The organism is Pelobacter seleniigenes DSM 18267 (assembly GCF_000711225.1).
Taxonomy (GTDB): domain Bacteria; phylum Desulfobacterota; class Desulfuromonadia; order Desulfuromonadales; family Geopsychrobacteraceae; genus Seleniibacterium; species Seleniibacterium seleniigenes.
Genome location: NZ_JOMG01000002.1, coordinates 768,992 through 795,961 on the forward strand (window position 1 = coordinate 768,992; position 26,970 = coordinate 795,961).

Below are 26,970 nucleotides of genomic sequence, written 5' to 3' on the forward strand. Positions count from 1 at the left end.
CGGCTTGGTTTGCAGCTCGTTGCAATTACCTACCTATTTGGTATTATTTACACTTATCAATTTCTCTCTCAAGTGAAAATCAAATAACTTTCCATCATTCTGAATGGTATTGCGATATGGCTAAAACCATTGCCCTTTTTTTCAAAAAAGAATCCTCCGTTGGCATCCTGTTGATGATCGCCACACTCCTTGCTATTGTTCTTGCCAACTCACCTTTTGCCAGGGTGTATGATTACTTTCTTGACACCCCCTTTGAAGTCAGGCTCGGCAACCAATTGCATATCGCCAAACCCCTGCTGCTATGGATAAACGACGGGCTCATGGCGGTTTTCTTTGTTCTCATCGGCCTGGAGGTGAAACGGGAAGTTCTCATCGGACAACTCTCCAGCAAAGAGCAAATCATCCTGCCCGGTGCTGCAGCGTTGGGGGGCATGCTGATCCCGGCCTGTATTTACGCCTTGCTCAACCATGGCGACTCTATTGCCTTGGACGGCTGGGCAATCCCTGCAGCAACAGACATTGCTTTTGCCCTTGGCGTTCTGGCCTTATTGGCTAAGCGAGTGCCGTCATCATTGAGAATCTTCCTGCTGGCTTTGGCCATCATGGACGATCTGGGGGCCATCATTATTATCGCCCTCTTTTATTCCAGCGATCTATCCATGATCATGCTGGTTCTCGCTGCCATCTGTGTCGCCATCCTCTTTGTTCTCAATCGCTTGCAGGTGACCTACCTTGCCAGCTACCTCTGGGTCGGTGCCTTGCTCTGGGTCCTGGTCCTAAAATCCGGAGTTCATGCGACCCTGGCAGGGGTAGTGCTGGCGTTTGCCATTCCGTTGCACGGAAAAGACAATTCCGGGCATTCACCGCTGGAGACGCTCGAACATAGCTTGCAACCCTGGGTCAGTTTCTTTATTTTGCCTGTTTTTGCCTTTGCTAACGCCGGAATCCCCTTGACCGGCATCGGCTTCGACACTCTTTTTCAATCGGTTCCTCTGGGCATTATGCTGGGATTGCTGGTCGGTAAGCTGGTGGGCGTTTTCGGGTTTTCCTATATGGCAATAAAACTGGGAATGGCCAGGTTACCAATCGCTGCGACCTGGCAGCATATGGCTGGAGTCGCGGCTTTATGTGGGATAGGGTTTACCATGAGTCTGTTTATCGGCGGGCTGGCCTTTCAGCATACCGGTGGAGACGCCAGAACCTACCTGACCACCCACCGAATCGGCATTTTGGCAGGCTCCCTGCTGTCCGGCCTGTTCGGCTACCTGATTTTGCAACAGGCTGACAGACGCAACCGAAAAACCCAGACACAACTCTGAACCGGTTATTTTGAACATAATCCTGCGCCGGAAAAGAAATCCGCACGGTCAGAGTCAATTTTTCAAAATTCAAGAATAACGACTGCAGCTGTTGCGGCTTATTTAACTGCTTGTTCGCAGCAGTTTGACCGGAATTTCATCGACATGGAGTGCTGTTTCGCAGATGTTGTCAGGAAGATAGGAAAAGGCATATAAACAACAAGGGCTTACAGCTATTAACCGTAAGCCCTTGTTTTATAATGGCTCCCCATTCTGTCTGAATCTGGGCACTGGATTGAGTCAGTTTCTATTCGTTGAAAGCATAGTCTTATGTTGCCTATTTTGGGTAGGTATGCAGCCAGGTCGAAACAACGGTTAAAGCGATACTTGTACTCACAAAGGTAGCGGTAAGCATATTTTTCATACAATAACACTCTTAATTGGCTTGACTACGTATCCCATGTCTCGGTAGCCACGCTGACGTTTGTTCCACATTCGAGCAAGTTGTGGCTGATCGATCTCGGCGTAGTCGTAAATACGAACATTCTGTTTATCTGTGTGTTCTCGGTGTAGACGGCCGGCATACTGCTGCAAGGTCCCCCTCCAAGAAATAGGCATGGCCAGTACCAACGTATCGAGCGGTGGATGGTCAAAACCTTCACCGATCAAGCGCCCGGTGGCAAGCAGAACTCTCGGGGCGGACTCATCCAATGCCTCCAGTTCTTCAAACACCGATCTTCGCTGTTTTTTCGTCAAGCGTCCATGCAGGATAAAACAGTACTCGACCTCATTTCCCAGCATCTCTCGCAAGAGCGGCAGATGATCGGTCCTCTCGGTGAGCACCAACACCTTTCTTCCTTCCTGATAGGCGCTTAACACATCACCAGCGATACGTCGATTGCGGGTCACATCATTGGCGAGGATGCGGAACACATCCTGAATCTGTGAATCCTGCGGCATCTCGGGCGCAGGTAGAACTATTGGCCTGACCTCCAGTTGCGCGGGGGCTGTTTCTGGCGTTGATGCACTGTGCCGTATCGGCCCGCATTGCATGAAAATAATCGGCTGATGGCCATCGCGACGTATCGGGGTAGCGGTCAGACCCACCACATATCTCGCCTTAGCCTGCTTTAGGATCGCCTCGAAGGAAAAGGCTGACAGATGATGACATTCATCGATGATGATCTGCCCGTACTGATCAAGCAACTCCCCCAGGTCTTCCCGCCGCGACAATGACTGCATGACGGCAATGTCGATCTTGCCGGAGGGCTTCTTTTTGCCGGCGCCGATGACACCCAAACTTCCTTTGGGGATTTCCAAAAATCCTGCCAGTCGCTCCTGCCACTGGCGCAGCAATTCAGTCCGGTGGACAAGGACCAGTGTGCTGGCTTTACGCCAAGCAATCAGAGCAGCAGCGGCAACTGTTTTGCCGAAGGCCGTCGGGGCGCAAAGCACGCCGACCTCGTGTTTGAGCATCTCCCGCAGCGCTGTCTTCTGATCCTTGCGCAAGGTACCAATGAACTTAGCCGTCATTCTCCGTCCGTCCAAGCGCTTATCCTGCAGTCCGGGACAGATGTCGTTCTCCTGTAACAACTCTAGAACCGCATCAAGGCAGCCCCGGGGCAGGCCAATATGCTGGGGGAAATTCTCGGCACAGCCAATGATGCGTGGTTTGTTCCACACCGGCAGTCGCATGCTCTGGGCCTTGTAAAACTCCGGATTCTGAAAAGCAGCAAGCCGAATAAGGCGGTTAGACAGCGGCAGTGGTAGGTCGGCTTTTGCAATGAAAATCTGGTTAGCCAGCACCAGTGGCAGCAATTTCGGTAGCGGACCGGCAATTCTCGCGGGCATGAGTGAAGGACGTTGCCAGGGTTTACTGCCTTCTTCTTCAGTGGCAAATGACACATCCAGAGGATGCCGGCCGCTGCTAGCCCTCAGCATAGCACCTTCTAGGTCTCGTCGCGATATTGGACAAATGGACGCCAGAAATGCCCACTGATCAGGATAAGGCTCGAGTTGTTCATCAACGAAAACACTGTGCCCCAACTCTCTCGGTAGCTTCTGCAATGGCAATGCGATCAGGTTACCGAAGCCGCCCTTGGGCATTGAGTCCTGATTAGGAAACAGGCGGTCGTAGCTCGCAAGCGATAATTGCCGGGTACGGTCGCAGGTATGGCTGATCAATGCGGACCCGAGCTGCCGAGCCTCGCAGGCCGGAACCGGCTCGGAAAAAAAGATCCAGGCATGAGCACCATTCCCTGAACGGGAAATCTCCAGCGCCGCCGAAATACTGAGCTCCCGGCAGGATTGCAGGAAGGCCTTGCCATCCTCCTTCCAGTCGGCTTCATCAAAATCAGCCGCCAAAAAGTAACAGCGGTCATCAGTCAAAAGAGGATAGACACCGATGGTCTGATTCCCCGCCAGATGGTCATAGATCACCCTATCAGTTACCGGCAGCAACTTGCGCTGTTTGCAGTCGCTGCATTTCACCCGAGGCTTGTGGCAAACCCCGGGCTTCCATTCATTGCCGCAGGCGGGTGAATAGCCGGACGTGCCCTTAGTCGACTCCCAACGCTGGGGGTAGACATCTTCCCGTCCTCGGAACAGGCGACGGAACAGGGCGATCTTGTCATCGGTGGTAAAATGGGGCTGGGCTGGTGGGGATTCCGTTGTGGAGGGAACAGGTTCAGATATGGCTGGCTCTCCCCAAGCAATACCATGACTAGTCAGCAGTTCCTTGAGGCGGGCATTCTCCTCGCGTAGCCGCCGTAACTCATGCTGTTCATTTATCCGCGGATCATTCTTCAGCAAATCCCATACTCCGCCATCAGATCGCCCATATCATCGCCAACACCCCATCCCCAGTTCTGGCCTTTTTTCCAAACACGTTCGAGCCGCTCAATAAAAATTACCTGCTGACCTTGCTCAAGCGCCACAATCGCTTTCAGCGCCTGCTCGAACATGCTCACCAATGCATTAAAATATTCTTCGTAATCCACGCAGCAGAAACCGAGAAAAGTTGCACAGGATTCGCAATAAAAGACGCTCAACTCCGCTATACCCTCCAGACGACCTATCGCCTTCTTGTAATCGGAGATCGCTTTCTTAGCCTTGGAGGTCGATATGTCCTGATTATTCATCACGTCCGGACAAACCCAGCGATCAATGGTGGCCTTGTACGGTCCGAGCACATCTTCACCTATGGAGAAGCGCGCATGGAGAAAAGCTTGGTTATTCTTGTTAGCAGAGTAGAGGTCCTGAATCAGTCCGAGCAACGCCGGTCGATCAAGATTTGCAAGATAGCGTTTAAGATCGCTCCAGACAGGTTTCTTCTTTCTCTGTTTCGTCATGAGTTCCGCAACCTTCGTTTTTAGGCCCCCAAAAGTTAAGGAGGAGTCATTTGGGCGAGTTGTGGACTGGCTCTGCTTTTAAACGAACACCAAGGGCAGAGCAGACCTTATTGATGGTATCGAAACGTGGTTTAGCATTCGGGCGCAATGCTTTGTAAAGTGCTTCCCGAGTCAACCCTGCCTCTTTCGCCACCTCAGCCATACCTCTGGCCTTTGCAGCGACACCAAGAGCATGGGCCAATTCAGCTGCGTCACCATCTTCAATGACAAGGCTTATATAAGCGGCAATATCCTCTTCGCTCTTGAGTTGTTGTGCCATGTCGAATTCTGGGAGATCTGAAATCTTTATTTTTTTTGCACTCATTGTCAATCCTCCAGCAATGCCGATCTTTGTTTAGCCTTGGTGATATCAGCTTGCTGCGAACTCTTGCTACCACCACCAAGCATCACGATCAAAACGTCCCCCCGCGGTACATAGTACATTCTCCAGCCCGGACCGAAAAATTCCCGCATTTCATAGATACCATCACCGACAGGCTTGATATCTCCAAGATTACCATTGGCCGCCCTATCCAACCTACGCGCGAGCCTCAATCTGGTCATGCGGTCTTTGATACCGCCTAACCAATCATCAAATTCAGGGAGAGTTTTTATCGTATACATAGTGGCATTGTAATCGAACGATTACAGACAGTCAAGTTTCAGAATGCTGACAAATGCCATATCCAAAACAAATCAAACGTCCTTACTCTTGGACCATAGCCAAAAAAGGCCATGCAGGGCTCGAACTCATTAACTGCCCGATTTTACATATTTTATTCAATTTTAGAAAATTTCCAACGGGATGTTGCTTTGGGACAAGAAATGAAAACGGCCGATTTCACGTAGGAAATCGGCCGCCTCTATAATGGCTCCCTCTGCTGGGCTCGAACCAGCGACAATCTGATTAACAGTCAGATGCTCTGCCAACTGAGCTAAGAGGGAATAAAGCTCGTTGCGGAGTGGGAATATATGGGATTGCCACTCTGCTGTCAAGAGTTTTTTCCAGAAGTTTCTCAGGCCCCTTTTTTGAGATCGTTGAGGACCAGTTTGGCGATGGCCTTCAGGGTTTCAAAAACCCCCTCACCACTCATGGCGCAGGCTTCCAGTTCGGGAACCCGACGTGGATTCAATAAGCTGCTCAGTTCTTCAACGGATGTGACATTGGGCAGATCCCGTTTGTTGTACTGAATCACGAAAGGAATTTTTTCGATATCGAAGCCCTGCTCCTCCAGGTTATCCTTCAGATTTTCCAGACTCTCGATATTAGCGTCAAGCCGTTCTTCCTGTGAATCAGCAACGAACACAACCCCATCGACCCCTTTCAGGATCAATTTACGCGACGCATCATAAAAAACCTGGCCGGGCACGGTGTAAAGATGAAAACGGGTCTTGAAACCACGGATTTCGCCCAAAGCCAAAGGCAGAAAATCGAAAAACAGGGTCCTCTCGGTCTCTGTCGCCAGTGAGATCATCTTCCCTTTGGACTCTTCAGCGGTCTTGTTGTAGACATATTGAAGATTGGTTGTTTTTCCGCACAAACCAGGGCCGTAATAAACGATCTTACAGTTGATTTCGCGCGATGCATAATTAATGAAGGACATCTTGCAACCCTGGTCAATTGAAGAGGTTATCTATATCATCGTCGGTGATTTCGGCAAACGGACTGGCCGTCGCCATGCTCGAAACCTTGGTTGCTTTATCCGCCAGTTCTTCGAAAACCGTTCCCAGTTCCAGTCCGGCTTTTTTTACTCTTAACCGCACCAGGCCAAGAGAGCTGCGCTGGTCAAAAATAACCACCAGAATAACGCGCCCACCGACTATAGAGATGTGAATATTGTCTTTTTCGCCTTCGTGAAACAAAATCGAAAATTCTTTTTCGCCAATCAGCTTTGCCAGGCCGCCGGTCGCTGCAATATTTCCAGCCGTCAGCGAGGCCAGACTGGTTGTATCGAGATTAGCAGTTTCTCCCGTCGAAGCAATCAGCTGCCCATTTTTATCGACCAGAAAAATAACTTTGGAATTTGATTCACGCAGCAGCTTTTCCAGTAATAGCAGAATCCTCTGGTACTCTTCATCATACATGACCAGGGATGACTGGTGACCAAGCATGTAATACTCCTTTTGGAAGGTTAAACCCGCTTGCATTTATAACATTTAATATTCTTCATATCAAGGGCTTAATCATAGAATTTTAAAGTTAGCTCATCGTGAGCCACTCCCGAAAACGAGCACTGCGCAGGTTGACTTATGCCCCAAAATCTTCTACTTATTCATTGTGATCATATCTGCTGCAGGGCTCGCGTAATTCGCGATCAAAGCGGAGTTCGTCTGGCATTGCGAACCAGGGCAACTGTGCAGGACAATGAAAAGGGATCTTGCTTGAAAAAATCGACTTTATTACCGATTGGCCTGCGCCGCTGGAAAAATGATGGCCCACGGCTCGTGCAGCGCGAAGGCTTCGAATACGCATTATTAGAAGACTGCCAGAACGCCTACCGGTTCACCGCTGTCGCCGCCGCTGACCGAGTGGAGAGTATCTTTACCCAGTTTTCCCGTTTTCTCGGCGAAGAAGCCTTTTTCATCCTGGAATATTATCCGGATGATTCCCTCCTGTTAAGACCAAGCGGCGCCACGGAACGACCGGTTCCGGCGGTCTATTATTCTCCCTACTTGCCGACTGAGGTCATCATCAACGCGGTCTTGCCCTATCTTGAGCGCCTGGTTCATGACGGTTTTGTCGGTTTTGGCCTGGCCAACAATCGTAAAGGGCTGGAGTTCTTCTATTCCGAGGAAAAGGTCCTGACTTTTTTTACCGACAATCATCTGCGCATCAGCACCTTTTTCCAACAACTGGGCATTCCGCATCGGGAGCGGCTGATCCTGCCCCAGGACTTCGGCCATGATCATTTGTCACTGCTCAGCCTGCCCCGTGAACAGCTGCCTCCGTCATTGGCGCAATTCAGCACAGACGACCTGGATGCCGTTATTTTCTGTGAAGAACTGACTGACATCCTCAACATGTATGAAGTTGAGGAAGGGCTGTCATTTTTCCTGACCCGCAAAGAACAGGAAGAAATAGCCCAGCTGGTCCAACAGAAGCTGGCCGACCATGAATTTGCTGATGCCGAATTCGGCGGCCTGCTGCTGGATTGGAGTGACTTTGTCACCGAATGCGAACACAGCTTTGATGGCGATCTCTGGGAATACAAGCAGGGGCTGAAAATCCGGGATACCATCCAACTGGTGATTGAACTGGCCCCCCCGGCCCTGGCGGAAAAAATCAGCCAGATCGTCTACGAACCGGACCTGACCTTCAAGAACATCCTGATCGACAACCGCAAACGCCTCGATGCGCCCTGCGAAACCAGATTGAAAAACGAACGATTCTGGTACCAGGGGGTTGTCCGCAATCAGGGCTGCGATCTACGGCGTGACCTGATCCGCTACGGCTGGTTTAAGCGCTGAGCAATGACCATGATCCTGCTGATCGCCGCTGTCCCCCTTGAAACAACTCTCTTGCGACAGGAAATCTCCGCCGCCCGAACCCTGTCTTGCGGGTCGACCGAGATTATCAGCGGGCAACTGTCAGGCCACCAGATTCTGCTGGCACATGGCGGCATCGGCCAGACCAACATGGCGATGCAGTTAACCCGGCTGCTGCTCGAACATACCCCGCAGGCGGTCATGCTTTGCGGATGCGGTGGCGCCTATCCGGGCAGCGGCCTCAAGGTCGGTGACCTCGCCTTGGCGACTGCTGAAATTTTTGGCGACACCGGGGTTGAGACCAGCAGCGGCTTTATTCCATTTGAACAGCTCAACATCCCGCAGGATGCCCGTCTGACCCCACCCCTGCAACAGACGCTGCCACTCGACCCGAAGCTGCTCCAATTGGCTCAGAACTGTCTTCCCAGCACTCGTTCCGGCTCTTTTGTGACGGTCAATTGCTGCAGCGGCCAGGAACAACTGAGCCGCAACCTGCACCAACGGACCGGCGGCATCTGCGAAAACATGGAGGGAGCGGCGGCGGCCCGCGTCTGTGCCGAGTTCGGCTGCCCGCTCCTGGAAGTCCGCGGAATCTCCAACCCCACCGGAACCCACGACAAGGCACATTGGGACTTGCCACTGGGAGCGAGAATCGCCCAGGAAGCAATCCTGAACCTTTTCCACCAAACAGCAACAGGACAATGGCCATGAACCAAAAACTGACCCTGGGCTACTCCCCTTGTCCCAATGACACCTTTATTTTTTACGGGCTGATTCATCAAAAAACTCCTTGCGCCGGCATTTCATTTCAGGAACGCCTCGAAGATGTGGAGACCTTGAATCAACTCGCCTTACAAGGGCAGCTCCAACTGACCAAGATTTCCTATCATGCCCTGGGCCATCTGCGTGACAATTATGCCCTGCTGCGCAGCGGCGGCGCTTTGGGCCGAGGCTGTGGCCCGCTGGTCATTGCCGCGCAGCCGACCAGCATGGCTCAGCTGCGCGGTCAACGGATAGCCATCCCCGGCCGACTGACCACCGCCAATCTGCTCCTGCAACTCTATTCGGAAGGGTATGAAGACCTGTTGATTGTACCTTTTGACCAGATCATGACCACAGTGAAAGAAGGACGGGCCGCTGCCGGCGTGATCATTCATGAATCCCGCTTTACCTATCAACAGCACGGTTTCCACCAGGTTCTGGACCTGGGGCAATGGTGGGAAGAAGACAGCGGTCATCCGATTCCACTGGGTGGCATCCTGGCCCAACGCAGTCTGGGTGAAGAGGTGATTCGCAAAGTGGATGCCGCACTGCGCCGCAGTATTGAATATGGCTTCGCCCACCCCGAAGATCCCCGCTCCTACATCAAGCAGCATGCCCAGGAACTTGACGACACGGTGATCAGCAGTCACATCGACCTTTATGTCAATGACTTTTCCATCGATCTTGGCGAGCAGGGGATCGCGGCAGTGACTCATCTGTTTGAACGCGCCGAACAGCGCGGGATTATCCCCCCGAGTTCCTGCCCTTTGCTGGTTTCATGAATTGAGTTGATCGCGAAAGTTCTTTACCAAGACCTGCAACAAGAAAGGCGGCCATGACAGCCGCCTTTCTTTGTTAATGCATTGAAAACAGTCCCCTCGGAAAGAGGACCCTTCTTTCAGACATCCAGATGCACCGCTTTAATAAAGCGAGCGTCGACCGCTTCGGCAACCTTCTGCAGGGTTTCATCATCAACCGGCGAATCGACCGAGAACACCACCATGGCTTCCCCGGCTTTTTCCCGGCGACCAAGGTTCATGTTCCCGATATTGACATTGGCCTCACCCAGGATCGTCCCGATTTTACCGATCAGACCGGGGCGGTCCAGATAGTTGATCACCAGCATATTTTTTTCCGGTTGGAAGTCGGTCGCAAAGTTACGCATTTTTACGATTTTCGGCGTCCCTTCAAACAGGGTCCCGGCGATAGTCCGCCGCCCTTCGGGGCTTTCCAGAGCCAGAGTAATCAAACTGGAAAAGGATTCCGTCTCAGTAGAGCGGACCGACTCAACCTCGATCCCCATTTCCCGTGCCACCAGCCCGGCATTGACCATATTGACTTCCTGGTCCGAGCACCGATTCAACAGCGCCGCGAGGCCACTGACACTTAACGGCGTACAGTCGAAGCGGGCCAGTTTTCCGTTATAGGTAAAGGTCACTTTATTGGGATTCGGCGGCGCCAATTGGGAAATGAAAGTGCCGAGAATCGAAACCAGCGACATATACGGCTTCATGTGTTCCATCAGGTCCGGATCAAAGCGTGGGATATTGACAGCGCTTGCCATCGGTTTGCCGTCGACATAATTGACAATTTCCATGCTGACGTCGACTGCGACATTTTTCTGCGCTTCAAAAGTATTTGCACCAAGATGAGGCGTGACCAGCATATTGGGATGGGCAATCAGTTTGCGCAGAACTTCGCTCCGCGGCGGTTCTTCGCTCCACACATCAAAGGCGGCACCGACGCACTTGCCGCTCTCAAGCGCCGCGAGCATCGCTTCTTCGTTGATAATACCGCCTCGCGCACAGTTAACGAGGATCACTCCGTCCTGCATCCCCTCAAAATGTTCGGCGGTGATCATATTGCGGGTTTCAGCAGTCAACGGGGTATGGACAGTGATAATATCGGCGAAGCGAATGACATCTTCCAGCGAGACCAGTTTAACCCCGAAATCTTCCGCCCGTTTCTCGGAGATATATGGGTCATAAGTAATAACGTTGGCCTCAAATGCACGGCAACGTCTTGCCACCCGGCCGCCGACTTTCCCGAGGCCGATAATCCCGACCGTCTTCCCCTTCAGCTCGCGGCCGGTAAAGGGCGCACGTTGCCAGTCCCCTGCTTTGAGGCTGGCGTTGGCAACCGGGATGTTGCGGCACAAGGACAACAGCAGGGCCAGGGTATGCTCCGCTGCGGAGTTCACATTGCCATAAGGGGCATTGACAACGATAATCCCCCGGCTGCTGGCAGCATCGACGTCGACATTGTCAATACCGACACCGGCCCGGGCGACAATCTTGAGATTGTGAGCATGACTCAGCAAAGCTTCATCGACCCGGGTTCCGCTGCGGGTAATGACGGCTTCGTAACCACCGATAACCTCATGCAGTTCGGCAACCGACAGACCCAATTTTTTATCAACCTGAATCCGGGGGTCTTCCAGCAAAGGAAGCAGACCACTTTCGGATATTTCATCCGTAATCAGAACTTTCATGCTCAACCTTTCTTATTTCTTATTAAATAAATGATTCGACTGCCCCTGCGTAGCGGCAGAAATAATGCCTGCCGGGGGTCTGGATTTTATGCCCATAGAGGCGGCTTGTCAATTCGTAAGCGGCTATTTTCCTGCGGGAATCAGGGCGACATTGTCAATATACACAGTCCGGGGAGCGGAAAGTTTTCCGACAAACAACACCATCTCCGCCACCCGGGACAAATCAAGCTGCCGTGTGCGTGGAGCCCGCCTGACATCTTGGAGGGAAACATCCACCTCATTCCAGCCCGGCATGAGGGTCACGGTCCTGTTGTAGCGATCCGTGTATTGGTTATCATGGAGTTGGTCATGTATTCTCAAGTAAATCTTAAAGCTGTCTCGATAGGGACTGAAGATTTCCAGTCCCAGCCTGGCAAAACCTGACCAGTCGCGAGGAAACTCGCGGAACGCCACTCCTGAATAACGCTGCGTACCGAACCTGACCTGCAGGGACGCCTTGCCTGAGAAAGCCACACCCGTTGAAACCGTTTTGAAAGCACTCCCCCCCCACCGTGATACCTCCAAAGGAGTTTCAAACCCGGACAGCAGCGGAAACTGTTGCCGGGCAATCACATCATCCAACGCCATCTTGGCAATGGGAAAGATAATCCAACCGACAACCAGCAGGACCAAGAGCCGATAACTCCATAACCACCGCCGCACCGAGCCGGTCAAACCGGAGGGGAGAAAAGCCAGACCCAGCAACCCCCCGACCAGATCGTTACCAAGGTCCTGAATGGTTGCCTCGCGTCCGATCTGCGCCTGCAGCAGCTCAGTTACAGCCCCAAAGAGCAAACAGAGCAAAAGAACTTCCAGGCTCAATCGCAGGAAAGATCTGCGTCCTCGCCAGAGCAGATACAAATAGGACCATAGCCCGAAGCAGACCAGGTGACCCAGATCCCAACCGTAACGGAGCGAACGCAGTGTCGACTTATCCGGACCGCCAACAAAAAGAAGCATCCCGCAAATAAAGGCCAGCAGAAGCAAAAAATATAGTCGAAGTTTTTTCAACTCTGCCAACCGCCTGACTGTAAAAGAAATCGACACTCCGCCTAAACCAGCCACCTGCAAACCGACTTGTTTTCCGTGATAAATTTAGCAGAAACAGCCAGCAGGTCAATTCTACTAAAATTTTTCTTATTATTCAGCAAGTTCCAGACAGCAGCCAGTTTCAGAAAAAAAACCCACCAATAAAAGGCATAATTGATGCAGGTTTGAACATTTATTCACGATCTTGCTATTGAAAGCAGTTTGCGCTTCAGTTATTTTGAAAGAACAGCACATTTATCAGGGGGGGAGAGAGTTCATTCCAGGCCAAGCTTGAAGGAGCAGCCAAATGGAAAGTCGTATTCAGTACAGCCCGGTCAGAAACCATCAACGATTCAAAGCTATGGACCGTGCCCTGGTTCTTATCAACACCGGTCCTGAAGCGCTCCCCTTCCACATCATGGACATCAGCGAAGGAGGCCTTTCTTTTCGCTATCTTGGCCCCAAGCTGAAGCGTTCCGAAATCAAGAGAATCAGCCTCTATCACGATTATGAACTGATCGTGGACGATATCCCCATCAAATCGATCTCCGACTTTCGCCTGCGTGACAGCCTGGTGCCGGTTCGGCGCGGCAGTGTCCGCTTCGGAGAATTGAGCAGCACCACCCTGTCCCAGCTGGAACGTTTTATCCAGAACTACACGGAAGCGCCTCTTCCCGTAACCTGAAAACCAAACAGGGCTGGGTCACGTCACCTCAGCCCTGTTGGTCTCTTTTACCGATTTTTCACTCAGCGATTTTGCCGCTCAAATTCTTCCATGAACACAGCCAGCTTCTCAACTCCGGCATAAGGCATGGGGTTATAGATGGAGGCCCTGACTCCGCCTGCATTGCGATGACCTTTCAATGCATACAAACCTATGGCATCCGCTTCGGCGAGGAACTTTCGGTCAAGCTCCTCGGAGGCAAGCCGGAACGATACATTCATGATCGAACGGTGCTCCGGATGGGCTATCCCGCGATAGAAGTCACTGCCGTCAATGACCTCATACAGGCGGGCCGCCTTTTTCTGGTTAAGCGATTCTATCGCATCAATCCCGCCCTGCTCCTTAAGCCAGTCAAGAACCAGCTTGATCACGTAGATCGCAAAGGTATTGGTGGTATTGGTCAGCGAGTTATCCTTGTCACACTGCGCAAAGTTGAACAGGGTTGGAGTCTGTTTGGCTGCAAAGCCGAGCAGATCCTCACGGACAATGACCATGGCCATCCCGGACGGCCCCAGGTTTTTCTGCAAACCGGCATAAACCACCCCGAATTTGTTGAAATCGATACGCCGGGACAATAACTCGGAGGTCATATCCGCGACCAGCGGCACCGAAGTTTCCGGGAACTTATTCCAGCGCGTGCCGAAAATCGTATTGTTACTGGTAATATGCAGATAGGCGGCCGCCGGATCGATCATCTCAGGGGCTATTTCGGGAATCCGGTCGTATCCCGTTGCCGCACTGTTGGCAATGGTTTCCACCGGATAAAACAACTCAGCTTCCTCTGCGGCCAGACGTGCGAAATTGCCGGTTTCAACATAGAGGCACCGCTTTGACGGAACCCGTTCCGCAAGATTCAAGGGGATCGCCGAAAACATCATCCGTGCGCCGCCATGCATAAACAAAATGCGGTAATTGTCCGGCAGTCCGGTCAGTTCTCTGAACAGGGCCTGGGCTTCATTGATAAGAGCAATAAATTCTTTGGAACGATGGCTAATCTCAATAAGCGAAACACCCATTCCTTGGTAATCGAGCCACTCCTGTTGAATTTTTTTCATAACAGGTTCCGGCAACATGGCGGGACCCGCGCCAAAATTATAGACTTTTTCAGCCATTCCCTTGGTTCTCCTGCAATATAATTAAAATATTATTCCACCAACGCTACTTCACAACTTTCAGACGGCCTTTTCCAGCAGGCCCACCTGCGGGCGGATCAGGCTTGTTATCACCCTGACCCGCCGAGAGGCTATCGTTCCCCTGCGCATCTCCGATCCGGGGCAAAGTCCCGTTTTGCATCATCTGCTCCACTGAATTGGCAATGACCAGACACTGTTGCATGCACACCCGATAGGCGGGGCACATGGTACAATCGGCCAGGCCGGCAGCGGCCTTCAGACTATGAATCAGCAGCTTGACACTTTCTTCCTGCGACAACGGGACAAAATACATAAGCTCCTCTTCGTGGCTATTCCGACAGCGGGCGGCAATATTCCTAATCCGCCATGGTCCGCTCGGCAACCTTAACAAATTCACGCAATTTTTTCATCATCGCGTGGAAATCTGCCGGTCGCAACGACTGGGGACCGTCACTCGCAGCTTTTTCCGGGCAGGGGTGCACTTCAACCAGCAAGCCGTCGGCTCCTGCCGCAGCAGCCGCATAAGACATAGGTGCAATAAGGGATGCGTGCCCGGTAGCATGAGAAGGGTCGATCATCACCGGCAGATGCGTCTGTTGTTTTAACACCGGCACAGCAGAAATATCCAGCGTATTACGTGTTGCTGTTTCAAAAGTACGGATTCCGCGTTCACACAGAATCACCCGTCGATTTCCCTCGGACAAAACGTATTCGGCACTCATCAGGAACTCCTGAATCGTGGTCGCCATTCCCCGTTTGAGCAGAATCGGCTTGTCCAACTGCCCGAGCAGCTTCAGCAAAGCGAAGTTCTGGGTATTGCGGGCACCAACCTGCATAACGTCAGCATAGCGGGCAACCAACTCGACATCCCGCGGGTTGACCACCTCGGTCACAATCGGCAGCCCGGTAATCTCCCGCGCCTCGGCCAGAAGCTTCAAACCTTCCTCTTCCATCCCCTGGAATGAGTAAGGACTGGTCCTTGGCTTATAAGCTCCGCCGCGCAGTAACCGAGCCCCGGCTTCCTTGACCGCAACGGCGGTTTCGCAGATTTGTTCTCGACTCTCTACGGAACAGGGCCCGCCAACCACGACGAATTCTTTCCCACCAATAACCAGTCCCGGAACTATCTCTACGGCGCTAGGGGTCGGCTGTACTTCCAGGCTGGCCAGTTTATAGGGCTTGAGAATCGGTACAACATTTTCAACCCCGGGCATGGACTGCAGGATCTGCAGCTTTTCCTTGCCGTGCTCTTCCCCAACCGCCCCGATCACATTGCGGGTTTCGCCGTAAATGATATGGGGAGCGTAACCCAGTTCAATGATTTTCGCTTCAACTGCGGCAAGTTCGGCCTGCCCAGCGCCCTTTTTCATAACAATAATCATTTTTGCTCTCCTCTGTCGTAAAGACGTTAAAGGCAAAAAGGCCGCCTGTTCTCCCGGCGGCCTTGATTTTCAAGTGTTATGAAAAAGAAAAACCATGGGAGAAACGGCCTGCCGTTCTGCCATGGTTTAGGGCTTATCTAAGCTGTGCTAACGTCCTACGCAGCCTTCCCCGTGGCAAACGGCCTGAAAAAGCCGATAAACCAAAAGAAAAAGCTAAAATAGGAAGAGCTAAACAGCATTGAGATATGTCCCCTTTCTGTGCATGCAGATTACACAAGCCGCAAAAGACAAGCAAGAAAAAAATAGCTGATAAAATTTTCGCATTTTGCTTGACACTCCCGCCCCCTTTAGTTATAAACGGATCTCGTTTCGCCCAGATAGCTCAGTCGGTAGAGCAGAGGACTGAAAATCCTCGTGTCGGCAGTTCGATTCTGTCTCTGGGCACCATGAAAAAATCAAAGGGTTAGCTGATCTTAGCTAACCCTTTTTTGTGTTTCGACAACAGACTTGTTCATAAGTTTTCGGTTCTGCGGGCGGAAGGCCGTTCCGTTTTTCGGGTCTACACCAAAGAAAGGGGCAGGTAACTTTATCCCACCACTAAACTGATCAAACTTCTGCTATTTTTTAACCGCACAATACCTTGACGCGCAACCTGTAATTTTCAAAATTCCTAAAGCCGTATGCTCGCCGTTGAATCAACTTCATCTTGCGATGAAATCCGTTTTTCACTGCCAGATCGGCATCCAGGCTCTCAGCTTCGCCAGCTAGGAATCATTGAGCGGCTACCCGGACAAAAGCTATTGCTTCATGCCCAGCGAACAGGCCGCGTCCGACGATGATTCTATTCTCACCGGCCACAGGAACCAAAGCTGCCTGGTTGTGTGATGAAAAAGGAACTACACAATCAATCGATCATAGCCCAGGTCCATCAACTTACCGGTAGAAAGGCATCCGCAAGAAACTCGGAGAGGAGTTCGTTGTATCTCTGAGGGTCTTCAAGGTAGGCAGCATGGCCGACCCCTTCCAAACTCACATGATGCACGTTAGGAATTTGTTCCAAAAAATCAGTCGCCAGTTCATAAGGAACCACCTTGTCTTTAGAAGCAGTGATCACCAGGGTCGGACAGGTAATTTGATTCAGAATTGGCCTGTTATCAGTATGAACGACCATATCTGCTACAGCGAGGAGACCGTCTTTACGCATCCGTGACGCTATGGCTTTTATTTTTTCAAAAACCTCCGGGTTCGTTCCTTCGGGTAACATTGCCATCGCCCTCTTGCTCGCATATTCATCCCGAGAGAGACTTTCCATATCCTCCACCCGCTTTGTGTAGCGTTCTGGCAGCGGCGTATTCACAGGCATGGCTCGACCAGGAAAGCTGGAAGAAATGATAAGTTTTGCCACCAACTGCGGGGCCCGGCATGCTACTCGGGCCGCGATCACCCCTCCCATCGAATGTCCAAGCAAAATCATGCGGTTAATGCCGAGTTGATCGGCGGTTTCGATCAGAGCTTTTACATAATCGTCAACGTCACCTCCGACGACATCCGAATCGCCATATCCGGGGCAGTCCCAGGCAACGGTCCGGAAATCGGCGCAGAAGAACTGCATTTGCCTTTCCCAACTGGCAGAGCTTCCGTTCATACCGTGCATAAGAAAGAGTGTTTCCCCTGAACCTGCTTCCCGGTAGGAGAGTTGACCTCCGGATAACTGAATTTTGCCTTTTTTGATCTCTGTCATGAGAAGGTCCATTCTATGGTTTGGAATCGAAGAAATATTCTGCCGCGGCCCGGCTCATTCCTCTTGAGCTATGTGCAACCCCCGGAATAATTTTGAAGCTCCAGCGATAGTCGACCCCGAGTTGTTCCGCATGGGTTCTGGTGGTGTTGAAAAAGTTCTTCCCCCGCTCCAAGCGGTTGCTCCCCTGAGCCATCGCCTCGTCTGAACGATTCAACATCCTATGGTAGGGATTGTTGTCCCGTTCACCGACCATAATCGTAAGATCTTTAGCATAAACAGCCTGGTAGTGTTGCCTATCGAAGCCGGTATCCTGCGTCCCGTAGGGGAGCGCAATCGCTTTGGCAGGTATCGTATAAACGCCCGAATTTGCCGCCACGACTCGTTCAGCTCGTTGTGCTTGGCCAAACAACACCATCCTGTGAGCGAACTGGCCACCGCCACTGTGCCCGAACAGGTAGTAACTGTCCTTTCTGAGCTGATACTTCGCTCGGATTTTACTGAATAGTTGTTCGACCATGGTGAAGGCTGAGGAATTTATCGACTTTCTATGGCCCGTGGCAGAGTAAAGGTTGCCCATATTGTAGGACCAGGAGCCAGGAAACCGGAATTTGTCAAACATTGGAGCGACGATGATGCAGTTGTACTTATCTGCAGCATCAACCCAGACATCGCGGTAATCATCTGCGTTTCTCGAGGCACCATGCATAACCATGACGACTCGAGAGTCGGCATCTGCCGCTGCGGGGCGGTAGGTGTAGACTCGTAGCTCAAACGGCCCGTCAGCACTGTCCAGGGTGACCTCCATCGTTCCCTTGCCCACAGGGAACTCTTTAGCAAAAGCTTCATGCAAACCAGATAAATTAATTGAAATGCAGGATATGATGAGTGCAAGGAAGAGAAACCTTCTTTTCATCAATTGACCACCTCACTACAGCGGACATAGCGGCCTTCGCTTTCGATTAACTCCGGTGTGATCGATTTACAGGCAACTGTTGCCAAGGAACAGCGCGGATGAAAACTGCAGCCGGACGGTATGTCGAGCGGGTTTGGGAAATCTCCACCCAGTTTGGTCTCCGGCACGCCTGCTCCGGGAGCGATAGGTAATGCCGAACCGAGCAACCCCTTTGTATATGGATGCTGCGGATTGTTGAAGATATCCCTGGTACTGCCGATCTCGACGATTTTTCCCAAGTACATGACTGCAATGCGATTTGCCATATAGCCGACCACGGACAGGTTGTGGCTGATGAACATATATGAAAGGTTCAATTCATCTCTCAGCTCCAGCAGCAGGTTAAGGATCTGCGATTGCACTGAGACATCCAGTGCGGACGTTGGTTCGTCGCAGATTACAACTTCCGGTTTCACAATAATCGCTCTCGCGATCGCTGCTCGTTGTCGTTGCCCACCAGAGAGCTGATTAGGAAAACGGTGGTAGAAACGTTCAGGCAAGCCGACCAATCCCATCATTCTGATGGCTTCCTGACGACGCCATTCTTTCTCCCCGATCCCCAGTACCTCCAATGGCCGCCGGATGATCTCGCCGATGGTCCTGCGCGGATTCAAGGAGGAAAAGGGGTCTTGAAAAATTGGCTGGATCAGTTGTGCGCGCTTGTGATTATGAAGTTCGGCCAGAGGTTTTCCATCGAAAAGAACCTTGCCGCTGGTCGGCTCGTTCAAACCGAGAATGACTTTCGCCAGGGTGCTCTTGCCACACCCTGATTCACCAACCAGAGCGAGAACTTCGCCGCGCCTGATCTCCAGATCGACACCAGCGACCGCCCTGAGGTATTGTTTGGGCTTCATAAAGTTCGGACGGACAGTAAATATCTGTTCGACAGCCCGCACCTGAATAAAAGGCTGGTCCTTAACCTGTGCTCTCTTCTTGCCCTCTATCACACACTCTCTCGTGGAGAGCACCGGATTCGGGTTATGACAAAGATAATCGACAGTGTCATTTATAGTTGTTCGCTCCGGAATGCACTGCCAACATTTTTTGAGGACACGAGGACATCTCGGCGCAAAACTGCAGCCCTGCTGTTGACCGATCATTGCCGGTACGAAACCCGGAATGGATCCGAGTCTTTCTCCACGCTCCCCCATTTCCGGTTCCGGCACACAGCCCAACAGACCATTGGTATAGGGATGGCGCGGCCTGCTCAGCACCTCATCCACTTTGCCATTCTCTACAATTTGCCCGGCATACATAACGGCAACCTTATCCGCCATGCGGGAAACAACTCCCAGGTCGTGAGTAATAAGGATGAGGGACATGCCAAACTCGGTTTGTAATTCTTTTAGCAGCCTGAGAATCTGAGCCTGCACAGTGACGTCAAGTGCGGTGGTCGGCTCGTCAGCGATCAGCAGTTCCGGGTCATTCATCAACGCCATGGCGATCATAACGCGCTGCCGTTGGCCTCCAGAGAGCTGATGTGGATACTGCTTGAGGCGGCTGGCGGCGCCCTTGAGCCCCACTTTTTCCAACAGGTAAACGGCGCGCTCTTCGGCCTGCCTGGTCGAGACCGTTTTGCGCATCAGCATCGTTTCCGAAAGTTGTCTGCCGATGGTGTAGACCGGGTTCAACGATGTCATCGGCTCCTGAAAAATCATCCCGACCCGCTTGCCGAGGATGTTGCTGGCCAGTTCCTTTTCCGTGGAGCAAAGCAGGTCGATATCTTTAAGCCTTATCTGCTCTGCACTGCGGCGCGCTTTTTTCGGCAGCAGGTTCAGCAGTGCCAGAGCGGTCATGGATTTACCGGACCCCGACTCCCCGACGATGCCGAGGGTTTCTCCTTGCGCCAATTCAAGACTGACATCCCGAACCGCGTGGAGATCCCCGTTGACCAACGGCAGAACAACAGACAATTGCTTCAGCTGCAAAATCTTTTCTTGCCGACTCATGCACTTTCCCCGTTAACTTCTGTGTTCCGGTGCGGTGACGTCACGCGCACCATCGCCGAGCAGATTGATACTTACCACTAAAATAAAAAGCGCAATACCTGGAATGATAACCAGCCAGGGTTGATAGAACATTGCCGCTTTCCCTTCAGCGATCATCAGCCCCCATGAAGGATTGGGGGCAGGAACACCGAGCCCCAGGAAGGACAGAGCTGATTCACTCAGGATCGCAACGCCGACTTCGAGGGTGAAGACAACGATGATCTGGTTCAGCAAATTAGGAATAATCTCATGCCATATGATCTGCCACTTGTTGCAGCCGATTGCCTCAGCGGAGGCTATGTAATCAAGCTCTTTGACCCGCAAGGTTGCTGCGCGCGATACGACGAGGAAAAAAGTCCAGTGCATGGCGCCGATGATGAAAATGACCACCTTTACCGAAGGGCCGATAAGAAACACCAGTGCCATGGTGATCAACAGATTCGGTAGAGCCAGTTTGCAAGTGAGAATAAAATTGATAGCCTGATCGACTTTTCCACCGAAATATCCAGCCAGAACCCCCAAGGAAACGCCGATACAACCACCAATGGCAGCGGCGCCCAGCCCGATCAACAGTGAAATTCTGGTCCCGAACAACAGTCGACTGAGATAGTCCCGACCAAGGTGGTCAGTGCCAAGCAGGTGGTCCCAGGTACCGAACTCGGTCCATACCGGCGGTATCAGCCGTTGGCTCAGGACTTGGTCGTAGGGGTCGTACGGTGCCAGTAAGGGGGCAGCTAGAGCACAGAGCGCCATCAGCGACAGTATTCCGAAACCGATTTGAAGCCCCCGGTGGGCCTTAATGCGGTTCCAGGTTGCTTGATTGGGAGTTATATCTTGAACTTCAATATCCTCAGTAACAGGGTTGTTTTCGCTAGCCATGAAATCCCCCGCCTCCTTAGCCAAGGCGAATGCGCGGATCGACCCAGGCATTCAATACATCTGATATAAAGGTTAGGAATACAAACGTCAGGGCAAATATAAAAACAAGCATCTGCACCGTCGGAATGTCCGCACCAAAGATTGATTCGATGGCCAGACGCCCCAGCCCATTAAGGGCGAATACCGCTTCGGTGATCACCGAGCCACCCAACTTGCTTCCCAGTTGTACGGCAATGACACTGACGATCGGAAGCATCGCATTGCGTAGCGCGTGATGCATGATCAAGGGGGTACCGCGAAAACCCTTGGCCCTGGCGGTGCGAATATAATCGGAAGACATGACGTCAAGCAGCCCGGTCCTGGTCAGACGCATGACCGCGGGAACCGAACTGGTCCCGAGCACGAATGCGGGAAGGACAAAGTGGAGCCAAGTCTCGTCGCCCGATACGGGGAATATAGGTATCATTACCGCGAACAAAATAATCATCATCACCCCCAACCAGAAATTCGGAACCGCCTGCGCTGATACAGCCACGGTCAGGGCAAAGCGATCAATGATTGAATTTGGCCGGAGGGCCGCGGCTACACCCAGCGGAATAGCGATGATAAGAGTGACCATTATCGCCGAGAAGGCAAGTTTAATGGTCACTGGAGCATGTTTTGCTATGAGCTTCGCAACCGGCTGATGCCAGAAGTAGCTTTCACCGAAATCCCCGGAGAGAACTCCGCCTAACCAGTCCCCATACTGCACGATGATAGGACGGTCAAACCCGTATTCATGGCGGATTGCTTCGACAACTGCCTGATCCGCCTCTTCCCCGGCAATCGTCTGAGCCGGGTCGGTTGAAAAATTCAGCAGAATAAAGGTGGCAACGGAGACCGTGATGGCGACCAGAAGAGCAGCGACACCACGCTGAATTGCGAATCTCAACATTTCAAATTACCTCCAGGAAGCCTGATAAAGCCGCGGCAGCCCGTCTTTCGGCGGAGCAAAATTAAGGTCCTTTGACGTTAAATAGTTCTGCGAGAAGCCAAAAATCGGAACCCAGTAGGCTTGGTCTGTAATCCGTGTGAGTGCCTTCTGGTAAAGTTCGGCGCGCACTTTTTTGTCACGAACCTTCTCAGCGTCCGCGACGAGTTGGGAAACCTCTGCATCACCAGTGAAGTCACGATCAGAGTCGAGTGAAAAGTGATTGTTCAGGGTCATTGCGGCATCGGCAGTGCCACCGGCACCCCAGGCTGCGAAAATCACCTGGGTTTCACGACTCTTGCGGGCTTTACCGAGGGCGGTGCTTTTTACATAGCGCATCTTTGCAGTTACGCCGATTTTCGCCAGGTCGCCCATGATCGCCTCGGCGACCGGTTTTTCGCGGTATGCCCAAAGATCGAACTCAAAACCATTGGGATAACCAGCTTCAGCCAATAACTCTTTGGCCTTGGCCGGGTTGTACTCATACTTGGTTACATCCTGAGAGCAACCAAACTGCAGCGGGTGACAAGGGGTGTTGAGGACAACCGACGCCCCCCGGGTAATATTCTTGACGATCGCTTCGCGGTTGATGGCATAGTTGAAAGCGCGTCGCACTTCAAGCTTGGTGAAGGGGTTGTTTTTAGCTGTATAACCGGCAGCGTCAAGAATCATAAAAGCAACCGTGACATCTCCGCCGGTCAGGTAGTTTGCGCGTCCGGTTCGACCGATATTTTCGGCAATATCAATTGGCACTCCGTAGAGAAACTGGATCCCTCCGCTCATCAGTTCCGCCTGTTGAGTACCGATGTCGGGAATGACTCGGAACTTGATGTATTTGATCGCCGGTCGTCCCTTCGGACTGTCAGCGTAGTAATCTGCAAAGCGCTCCAAGATAACGTCTTTGCCGGGTTCGAATTCGACGACCCTATAGGGACCAATACCATTGACACCAAAGGAAGAAGCCTTTATTCCCTCTTCGGTATCGTAGGTGCCTTTTTTACGGAGCATGACGGTGATGGCCATGTCGCGAAAGACGAGCGGATAATCGAACTTCAGATTGAAGCGTACGGTCTTTTCGTCCAATTTCTGGACGCTCTTCAGCCAGCGCTGAATAACGGTGCCCCGTGAGGTCTTCTGATTTTCATCCAACATCCAGTTGTAGGTATAAACAACGTCATCTGCGCCGAAAGGGCTGCCGTCGTGGAATTTGATCCCATCGCGCAGGGTAATATCCAGGGTTACATCATCCTGATATTGGTAAGATTTAGCTGCCAATGGCACATAGTCCAGAGTCTCCGGATCGACCATAAACAGGCCATCGTCGGTAAGACGAGAGAGGATCAGACCTTCTCTTTTCACTGAATAGAGCCTGTCAACAGTCGCAACCCCCCTTGTCGTACCGACGACCAGAGTATCATCCGACTTTGCTGCCAGTGCATCGGGAGCAATAGATAGCGACAGCGCGCTTGTTGCCACGATCAGCGCATACACAATACTTCGAGCAAACCTCATGCTATCCTCCATTAGATAAAGGGCCTGATTGAAGCTAGCTCCCACCCTGTCCCACACATCGAGTCAGGCGGAAGATCCGACGGCAGTACATCCCCAAAGAAGAGTCAGGTGAACATAGCGCGGATTAAAGCAGTGCTGACTTTAGTTGGTCACGACAAGCAAATAAGTGACAATATTTAAAAATATGTGCTGCGCCTTATATTGAGCCGTTTTTATTTGATATTGACTTGCCAAAGCTGAACTCTTTTCTCAGTTCATTGAAAAGGTCATGACGTTTGATGAATTCTTCTTCGAGATAAGGAGCCATGCCGATCAATAACGATTCTATAACGACCATTGACGCGACCCTGCTATTAAACAGGGGGGTTCCATGCGAACTGGTTAGCAGCTGAATGTCTGCGTAAGTTGAAGCCAGCGTCACCGCTTTATCCGCCAGCAGAACAACTGGACAGTTGTAGTTTTTGAACCACTTGGCGACCTTCGCAGACATTGTGCCATAGCGGGAATGAGTTATGACCAGCAGAGTATCCTTCGGGCCGACATCAACAAGCATGTGCCGAATGGAAGTAAGACTGGCATCGAGCAGGACGACATTGTCACGGAGGTGCTTCGCCAACAGAAAAAAATAGTGGGCCAGGGATTGCGAAGTTGCTGTTCCCATAATGCACAGACGTCCTTCGCAGGAGGCCAGTAGCTTGGCTGCTTCGTCCAATTGTTCCGGGGCAATCTGAGTGCGAGTCTTATGAAGATTTTTAATCGAAGTTTCGACATGTTCGCTCAGTGGGTTCGACTTGGCTTCCCCGGCTTTGCTTTTTTGTGCCGAATATCTGCTTAAAGGCGAATCGAGTTGATTAACAACTCCAGCCTGCAGGTCAATTTTGAAATCCTGAAACGATTCATAGCCGAGACGTTTGAGAAACCTGCCGACAGTCGCTTTACCCACCCCGGCTTTCTCAGCAATTGATGAAATCGTTTCAAAAGCCGTCAAGGGGTAATTGGATTCAAAAAAATCAAAAACCCTGGCCTCGCTCTTGGTTAGGCGGTCAAGACTTTTGAGCCGACCAATAAAATCTGAATTTGTCATCGAAAACAATCTCCCATTTTTGTTTATTTTGGGAATATTTTCCCAAAATATATAACAAAGCCCTCTTTGTCAATTTGAAAAGTATAAAAAAAGTAGTCCATCCGCAGAATCTGTGAAAATATCCAGGTCCCGACAACTTGTCAACTTCACGATATAGCGTAATTTACAGCTGTTTGAGCGTGCTGAAACCGTAGGCTTTTCTCTATTGTGAGACTTGCCTTCAGGTTCAGAACCTCAAACACGCGGCTTGGAATTTCGTCCCTTCCCTCACCTCATTAGCGCCCGCCGGGAAATCAACAATAAACCTGAACAGCCCCCCCCCCACTTCATTTGTCGACAATAGAGCTTTCGACACAGGAATAGACAATACAAAAAACAACCGTATTGACAATTTAAGTGTTTCAGACTCGCAGAGGAAAGACGGGCCGGATTTCCTCAAACATTTTTTTATTGACTGGATGAATATCCCGCTATATGTTTTGGGAAATTATTACCATAAAATATTTTTATGGGATTTTTATTCCATTTTTTATATATAAAAATTCCCCTTTGCATTCCCTCTCCTCATTTGAGGCGCCGTTGCCTGCCGCAGCGAGGAACGATGAGTCACGTAGATATTGAATTTTAATCGAATAAAAAATTAAGTAATTAATATCTCCAGGAAGATTAAATAAAAATATTTTTTAAATTTAAAGAAAATACAAACAAATTTTTAATTATCATAATCATAATTTTTAGTAATTCCCTGAAAAATTATGATTATTTTTTTATAAATAACTTATAAAAAAGAAAGGAGAATTTTATACGATTTAATTTAAAAATATAAATCATAAACAGAATCTATCATTAAATATTTCTTCAGAATAACAAAAAGGATTTATTATGAATACTTTCTTTAGAAAATCTCTATTACTTGTTGTTATTTCACTCATACCAATTTCATCATATGCGATTGATCTTGGTACATATAATGATGTCAAGTTCGACTTGGGTCTGCAAATAAACCGTGCATTAATGTACGTTGACGATGGATCTGACAAAGAATTATTTAATGTTGATAATGACAATAGCAGCACACGATTTAACTTAAACGCTGAGACAGCAATAGATAATGAGTTTACCATTGGTGCGTTTTTTGAGGCTGAGTTTCAATCAAACGCATCCAATGATGTGGATTTTGAATCAAAGTCATCAGATGCTGTTCTCAATGAAAGATATATGGAAGTTTATGTTAAAAGTAAGAGATTCGGGCAATTAAGTCTGGGACAGGGTTCTGGAGCAGCAGACGGAAACATGGAACGGGATCTTTCTGGCACCAATGTAATTAACTGGGCCAACCCAGCCCTGCTTGGTGGAGCTATCAGGTTCGGTCAGACCGGTCCAAAAATCTCACAAACCATGACCAATCTCGATTTTGAAAGCCGTTACGACCGTGTTCGTTATGATACGCCAAAGTTTGGACCGGTAAGACTTGCGATTAGCTACGGGACCAAAGACGATAGTGATGTCACTGAGGCCGGTGTCCGCCTTGAGAAAAAGTTTGATGGAGGGACAAGATTACGCGGTGCATTGGGATATTCGATTGAAGACACAGAAGAAGGAAACGACACGGGAAAAGAAAAAACTGTCGGGGGCTCATTCGCAATACTTCTTTCAAATGGAATTAACGGAACTGTTGCCGTAGGTAAATCCAGTGACGATGACTCAAGCAATCCTGATTCTAAGTTCTCGTCACTAAAAGTTGGATATTTGAAGGGCAGACATGCAGTTTCAGTGATGTATGCAATGACAAAGGACAGGAGTAAAAAAGGCGACGAAAGTTCTTCAATTGGTCTTGGTTATGTTTTCTCCGCAAAAGAGTGGCTGGATTTTTATGCCGGATATAAAGTCCATAGCCTCGACCGAAAGGGTTCGAATTATGACGACATTAAAATTCTGACCACTGGATTAAGGGCTAGATTTTAATTCTCAGAAATAACGGCTTACACTTAAAAGCTTATAACCAATTCCTGACTGTTTTTTGTCAGTTTTTTGAAAAATTTGTCTTTCATTTCTCATTGGAGCCTGCACTTAGCAGGCTCCAATGACTTAAAGATAAGTACGACAGACAT

General features: G+C 50.6%; 24 protein-coding genes, 2 tRNA genes and 1 pseudogene. 7 read left to right on the top strand and 20 right to left on the bottom strand.

Annotated features, from left to right (window positions below):
• The first annotated feature begins 116 nt into the window (after positions 1 to 116).
• The gene (gene nhaA / locus N909_RS0106180; protein ID WP_029912990.1) at positions 117 to 1,319 is read left to right on the top strand and encodes a Na+/H+ antiporter NhaA; all 1,203 of its coding nucleotides are present in this window, start codon (positions 117 to 119) and stop codon (positions 1,317 to 1,319) included.
• A gap of 399 nt (positions 1,320 to 1,718) precedes the next feature.
• On the opposite strand, the gene N909_RS0106185 is transcribed toward nhaA, so the two are convergent.
• From N909_RS0106185 to N909_RS0106215, 7 genes are all read right to left on the bottom strand, one after another.
• Entirely contained in the window at positions 1,719 to 4,109 is a 2,391-nt protein-coding gene (locus N909_RS0106185) for a TOTE conflict system archaeo-eukaryotic primase domain-containing protein (RefSeq protein ID WP_029912994.1), read from the bottom strand.
• Complete coding sequence (locus N909_RS0106190) at positions 4,103 to 4,648, bottom strand: hypothetical protein (protein ID WP_029912997.1); 546 nt, start codon at positions 4,646 to 4,648, stop codon at positions 4,103 to 4,105. Before N909_RS0106190 ends, N909_RS0106185 begins: the two co-directional genes overlap by 7 nt.
• A gap of 46 nt (positions 4,649 to 4,694) precedes the next feature.
• The gene (locus tag N909_RS0106195; RefSeq protein WP_029912999.1) at positions 4,695 to 5,012 is read right to left on the bottom strand and encodes an addiction module antidote protein; all 318 of its coding nucleotides are present in this window, start codon (positions 5,010 to 5,012) and stop codon (positions 4,695 to 4,697) included.
• A 2-nt stretch (positions 5,013 to 5,014) separates the two neighbouring features.
• Positions 5,015 to 5,311: a type II toxin-antitoxin system RelE/ParE family toxin gene (locus tag N909_RS0106200; protein ID WP_029913009.1), complete on the bottom strand. Its 297-nt coding sequence runs from the start codon at positions 5,309 to 5,311 to the stop codon at positions 5,015 to 5,017.
• A 245-nt stretch (positions 5,312 to 5,556) separates the two neighbouring features.
• A tRNA-Asn gene (locus tag N909_RS0106205) sits at positions 5,557 to 5,632 on the bottom strand.
• 71 nt (positions 5,633 to 5,703) lie between these two features.
• Positions 5,704 to 6,291, bottom strand: a complete 588-nt coding sequence (locus N909_RS0106210; protein WP_029913014.1) for a GTP-binding protein — start codon at positions 6,289 to 6,291, stop codon at positions 5,704 to 5,706.
• Between the two features lie 13 nt (positions 6,292 to 6,304).
• On the bottom strand, positions 6,305 to 6,799 hold the full coding sequence (locus N909_RS0106215) for a roadblock/LC7 domain-containing protein (protein WP_029913017.1): 495 nt from the start codon (positions 6,797 to 6,799) through the stop codon (positions 6,305 to 6,307).
• A gap of 270 nt (positions 6,800 to 7,069) precedes the next feature.
• On the opposite strand from N909_RS0106215, the gene N909_RS0106220 reads away from it, so the two are divergent.
• The 3 genes from N909_RS0106220 to N909_RS0106230 are packed head-to-tail and all read left to right on the top strand — an operon-like array spanning position 7,070 to position 9,717.
• Positions 7,070 to 8,155, top strand: a complete 1,086-nt coding sequence (locus N909_RS0106220) for a hypothetical protein (RefSeq protein ID WP_029913020.1) — start codon at positions 7,070 to 7,072, stop codon at positions 8,153 to 8,155.
• Positions 8,156 to 8,158: 3 nt separating this feature from the next.
• Entirely contained in the window at positions 8,159 to 8,884 is a 726-nt protein-coding gene (mqnB, locus tag N909_RS0106225) for a futalosine hydrolase (RefSeq protein ID WP_029913023.1), read from the top strand.
• Positions 8,881 to 9,717 (top strand): menaquinone biosynthesis family protein, encoded by an 837-nt coding sequence (locus N909_RS0106230; protein WP_084167530.1) that lies wholly within the window; start codon positions 8,881 to 8,883, stop codon positions 9,715 to 9,717. The genes mqnB and N909_RS0106230 overlap by 4 nt, the downstream gene beginning before the upstream one ends.
• 116 nt (positions 9,718 to 9,833) lie before the next feature.
• On the opposite strand, the gene serA is transcribed toward N909_RS0106230, so the two are convergent.
• Both serA and N909_RS0106240 read right to left on the bottom strand, forming a co-directional pair.
• Positions 9,834 to 11,426: a phosphoglycerate dehydrogenase gene (gene serA / locus N909_RS0106235; RefSeq protein ID WP_029913028.1), complete on the bottom strand. Its 1,593-nt coding sequence runs from the start codon at positions 11,424 to 11,426 to the stop codon at positions 9,834 to 9,836.
• 123 nt (positions 11,427 to 11,549) lie between these two features.
• Positions 11,550 to 12,476: a VanZ family protein gene (locus N909_RS0106240; protein WP_029913031.1), complete on the bottom strand. Its 927-nt coding sequence runs from the start codon at positions 12,474 to 12,476 to the stop codon at positions 11,550 to 11,552.
• A gap of 325 nt (positions 12,477 to 12,801) precedes the next feature.
• Here N909_RS0106240 and N909_RS0106245 point away from each other — a divergent pair, with 325 nt between their 5' ends.
• Complete coding sequence (locus N909_RS0106245) at positions 12,802 to 13,179, top strand: PilZ domain-containing protein (RefSeq protein ID WP_029913035.1); 378 nt, start codon at positions 12,802 to 12,804, stop codon at positions 13,177 to 13,179.
• A gap of 62 nt (positions 13,180 to 13,241) precedes the next feature.
• Here the strand turns inward: N909_RS0106245 and serC are convergent, their stop codons facing one another.
• Genes serC through aroF form a run of 3 tightly spaced genes read right to left on the bottom strand, consistent with a single transcriptional unit; the run spans position 13,242 to position 15,733 of the window.
• Entirely contained in the window at positions 13,242 to 14,330 is a 1,089-nt protein-coding gene (gene serC, locus N909_RS0106250; RefSeq protein WP_029913038.1) for a 3-phosphoserine/phosphohydroxythreonine transaminase, read from the bottom strand.
• 46 nt (positions 14,331 to 14,376) lie between these two features.
• Positions 14,377 to 14,664: a hypothetical protein gene (locus N909_RS0106255; protein WP_029913041.1), complete on the bottom strand. Its 288-nt coding sequence runs from the start codon at positions 14,662 to 14,664 to the stop codon at positions 14,377 to 14,379.
• A 43-nt stretch (positions 14,665 to 14,707) separates the two neighbouring features.
• Positions 14,708 to 15,733, bottom strand: a complete 1,026-nt coding sequence (aroF, locus tag N909_RS0106260) for a 3-deoxy-7-phosphoheptulonate synthase (RefSeq protein WP_029913044.1) — start codon at positions 15,731 to 15,733, stop codon at positions 14,708 to 14,710.
• Positions 15,734 to 16,104: 371 nt separating this feature from the next.
• Here aroF and N909_RS0106265 point away from each other — a divergent pair.
• Positions 16,105 to 16,180 (top strand) — tRNA-Phe (locus N909_RS0106265).
• 177 nt (positions 16,181 to 16,357) lie between these two features.
• Here N909_RS0106265 and N909_RS25205 read toward each other — a convergent pair.
• The 8 genes and pseudogenes from N909_RS25205 to N909_RS0106300 all read right to left on the bottom strand — a co-directional run.
• A pseudogene (locus N909_RS25205) lies at positions 16,358 to 16,462 on the bottom strand (transposase); the annotation flags it as partial.
• Between the two features lie 199 nt (positions 16,463 to 16,661).
• Complete coding sequence (locus N909_RS0106270) at positions 16,662 to 17,474, bottom strand: alpha/beta fold hydrolase (RefSeq protein WP_051689573.1); 813 nt, start codon at positions 17,472 to 17,474, stop codon at positions 16,662 to 16,664.
• 13 nt (positions 17,475 to 17,487) lie between these two features.
• A complete protein-coding gene (locus tag N909_RS0106275) occupies positions 17,488 to 18,294 on the bottom strand; it encodes an alpha/beta hydrolase family protein (RefSeq protein ID WP_155005882.1) in 807 nt (268 codons plus the stop codon).
• A gap of 92 nt (positions 18,295 to 18,386) precedes the next feature.
• A complete protein-coding gene (locus N909_RS0106280) occupies positions 18,387 to 20,375 on the bottom strand; it encodes an ABC transporter ATP-binding protein (protein WP_036682951.1) in 1,989 nt (662 codons plus the stop codon).
• Positions 20,376 to 20,387: 12 nt separating this feature from the next.
• On the bottom strand, positions 20,388 to 21,293 hold the full coding sequence (locus N909_RS0106285; protein ID WP_029913058.1) for an ABC transporter permease: 906 nt from the start codon (positions 21,291 to 21,293) through the stop codon (positions 20,388 to 20,390).
• Positions 21,294 to 21,309: 16 nt separating this feature from the next.
• A complete protein-coding gene (locus N909_RS0106290) occupies positions 21,310 to 22,227 on the bottom strand; it encodes an ABC transporter permease (protein WP_029913061.1) in 918 nt (305 codons plus the stop codon).
• A 6-nt stretch (positions 22,228 to 22,233) separates the two neighbouring features.
• Complete coding sequence (locus tag N909_RS0106295) at positions 22,234 to 23,775, bottom strand: ABC transporter substrate-binding protein (RefSeq protein WP_029913064.1); 1,542 nt, start codon at positions 23,773 to 23,775, stop codon at positions 22,234 to 22,236.
• A 196-nt stretch (positions 23,776 to 23,971) separates the two neighbouring features.
• Positions 23,972 to 24,859, bottom strand: a complete 888-nt coding sequence (locus N909_RS0106300; protein WP_029913067.1) for a MurR/RpiR family transcriptional regulator — start codon at positions 24,857 to 24,859, stop codon at positions 23,972 to 23,974.
• Between the two features lie 882 nt (positions 24,860 to 25,741).
• Between N909_RS0106300 and N909_RS0106305 the strand changes: the two genes are divergently transcribed.
• On the top strand, positions 25,742 to 26,824 hold the full coding sequence (locus N909_RS0106305; RefSeq protein WP_029913070.1) for a porin: 1,083 nt from the start codon (positions 25,742 to 25,744) through the stop codon (positions 26,822 to 26,824).
• Positions 26,825 to 26,970 lie beyond the last annotated feature (146 nt).

Excerpts from the sequence above, each read along its gene's own strand:
- mqnB (WP_029913023.1), top strand. The coding sequence starts at position 8,159 with ATGACCATGATCCTGCTGATCGCCGCTGTCCCCCTTGAAACAACTCTC.
- N909_RS0106215 (WP_029913017.1), bottom strand. The coding sequence starts at position 6,799 with ATGCTTGGTCACCAGTCATCCCTGGTCATGTATGATGAAGAGTACCAG.
- N909_RS0106305 (WP_029913070.1), top strand. The coding sequence starts at position 25,742 with ATGAATACTTTCTTTAGAAAATCTCTATTACTTGTTGTTATTTCACTC.
- aroF (WP_029913044.1), bottom strand. The coding sequence starts at position 15,733 with ATGATTATTGTTATGAAAAAGGGCGCTGGGCAGGCCGAACTTGCCGCA.
- N909_RS0106300 (WP_029913067.1), bottom strand. The coding sequence starts at position 24,859 with ATGACAAATTCAGATTTTATTGGTCGGCTCAAAAGTCTTGACCGCCTA.
- N909_RS0106255 (WP_029913041.1), bottom strand. The coding sequence starts at position 14,664 with ATGTATTTTGTCCCGTTGTCGCAGGAAGAAAGTGTCAAGCTGCTGATT.
- serC (WP_029913038.1), bottom strand. The coding sequence starts at position 14,330 with ATGGCTGAAAAAGTCTATAATTTTGGCGCGGGTCCCGCCATGTTGCCG.
- N909_RS0106210 (WP_029913014.1), bottom strand. The coding sequence starts at position 6,291 with ATGTCCTTCATTAATTATGCATCGCGCGAAATCAACTGTAAGATCGTT.
- N909_RS0106285 (WP_029913058.1), bottom strand. The coding sequence starts at position 21,293 with ATGGCTAGCGAAAACAACCCTGTTACTGAGGATATTGAAGTTCAAGAT.
- N909_RS0106245 (WP_029913035.1), top strand. The coding sequence starts at position 12,802 with ATGGAAAGTCGTATTCAGTACAGCCCGGTCAGAAACCATCAACGATTC.
- N909_RS0106190 (WP_029912997.1), bottom strand. The coding sequence starts at position 4,648 with ATGACGAAACAGAGAAAGAAGAAACCTGTCTGGAGCGATCTTAAACGC.
- serA (WP_029913028.1), bottom strand. The coding sequence starts at position 11,426 with ATGAAAGTTCTGATTACGGATGAAATATCCGAAAGTGGTCTGCTTCCT.
- nhaA (WP_029912990.1), top strand. The coding sequence starts at position 117 with ATGGCTAAAACCATTGCCCTTTTTTTCAAAAAAGAATCCTCCGTTGGC.
- N909_RS0106200 (WP_029913009.1), bottom strand. The coding sequence starts at position 5,311 with ATGTATACGATAAAAACTCTCCCTGAATTTGATGATTGGTTAGGCGGT.
- N909_RS0106295 (WP_029913064.1), bottom strand. The coding sequence starts at position 23,775 with ATGAGGTTTGCTCGAAGTATTGTGTATGCGCTGATCGTGGCAACAAGC.
- N909_RS0106230 (WP_084167530.1), top strand. The coding sequence starts at position 8,881 with ATGAACCAAAAACTGACCCTGGGCTACTCCCCTTGTCCCAATGACACC.
- N909_RS0106270 (WP_051689573.1), bottom strand. The coding sequence starts at position 17,474 with ATGACAGAGATCAAAAAAGGCAAAATTCAGTTATCCGGAGGTCAACTC.
- N909_RS0106195 (WP_029912999.1), bottom strand. The coding sequence starts at position 5,012 with ATGAGTGCAAAAAAAATAAAGATTTCAGATCTCCCAGAATTCGACATG.
- N909_RS0106280 (WP_036682951.1), bottom strand. The coding sequence starts at position 20,375 with ATGAGTCGGCAAGAAAAGATTTTGCAGCTGAAGCAATTGTCTGTTGTT.
- N909_RS0106290 (WP_029913061.1), bottom strand. The coding sequence starts at position 22,227 with ATGTTGAGATTCGCAATTCAGCGTGGTGTCGCTGCTCTTCTGGTCGCC.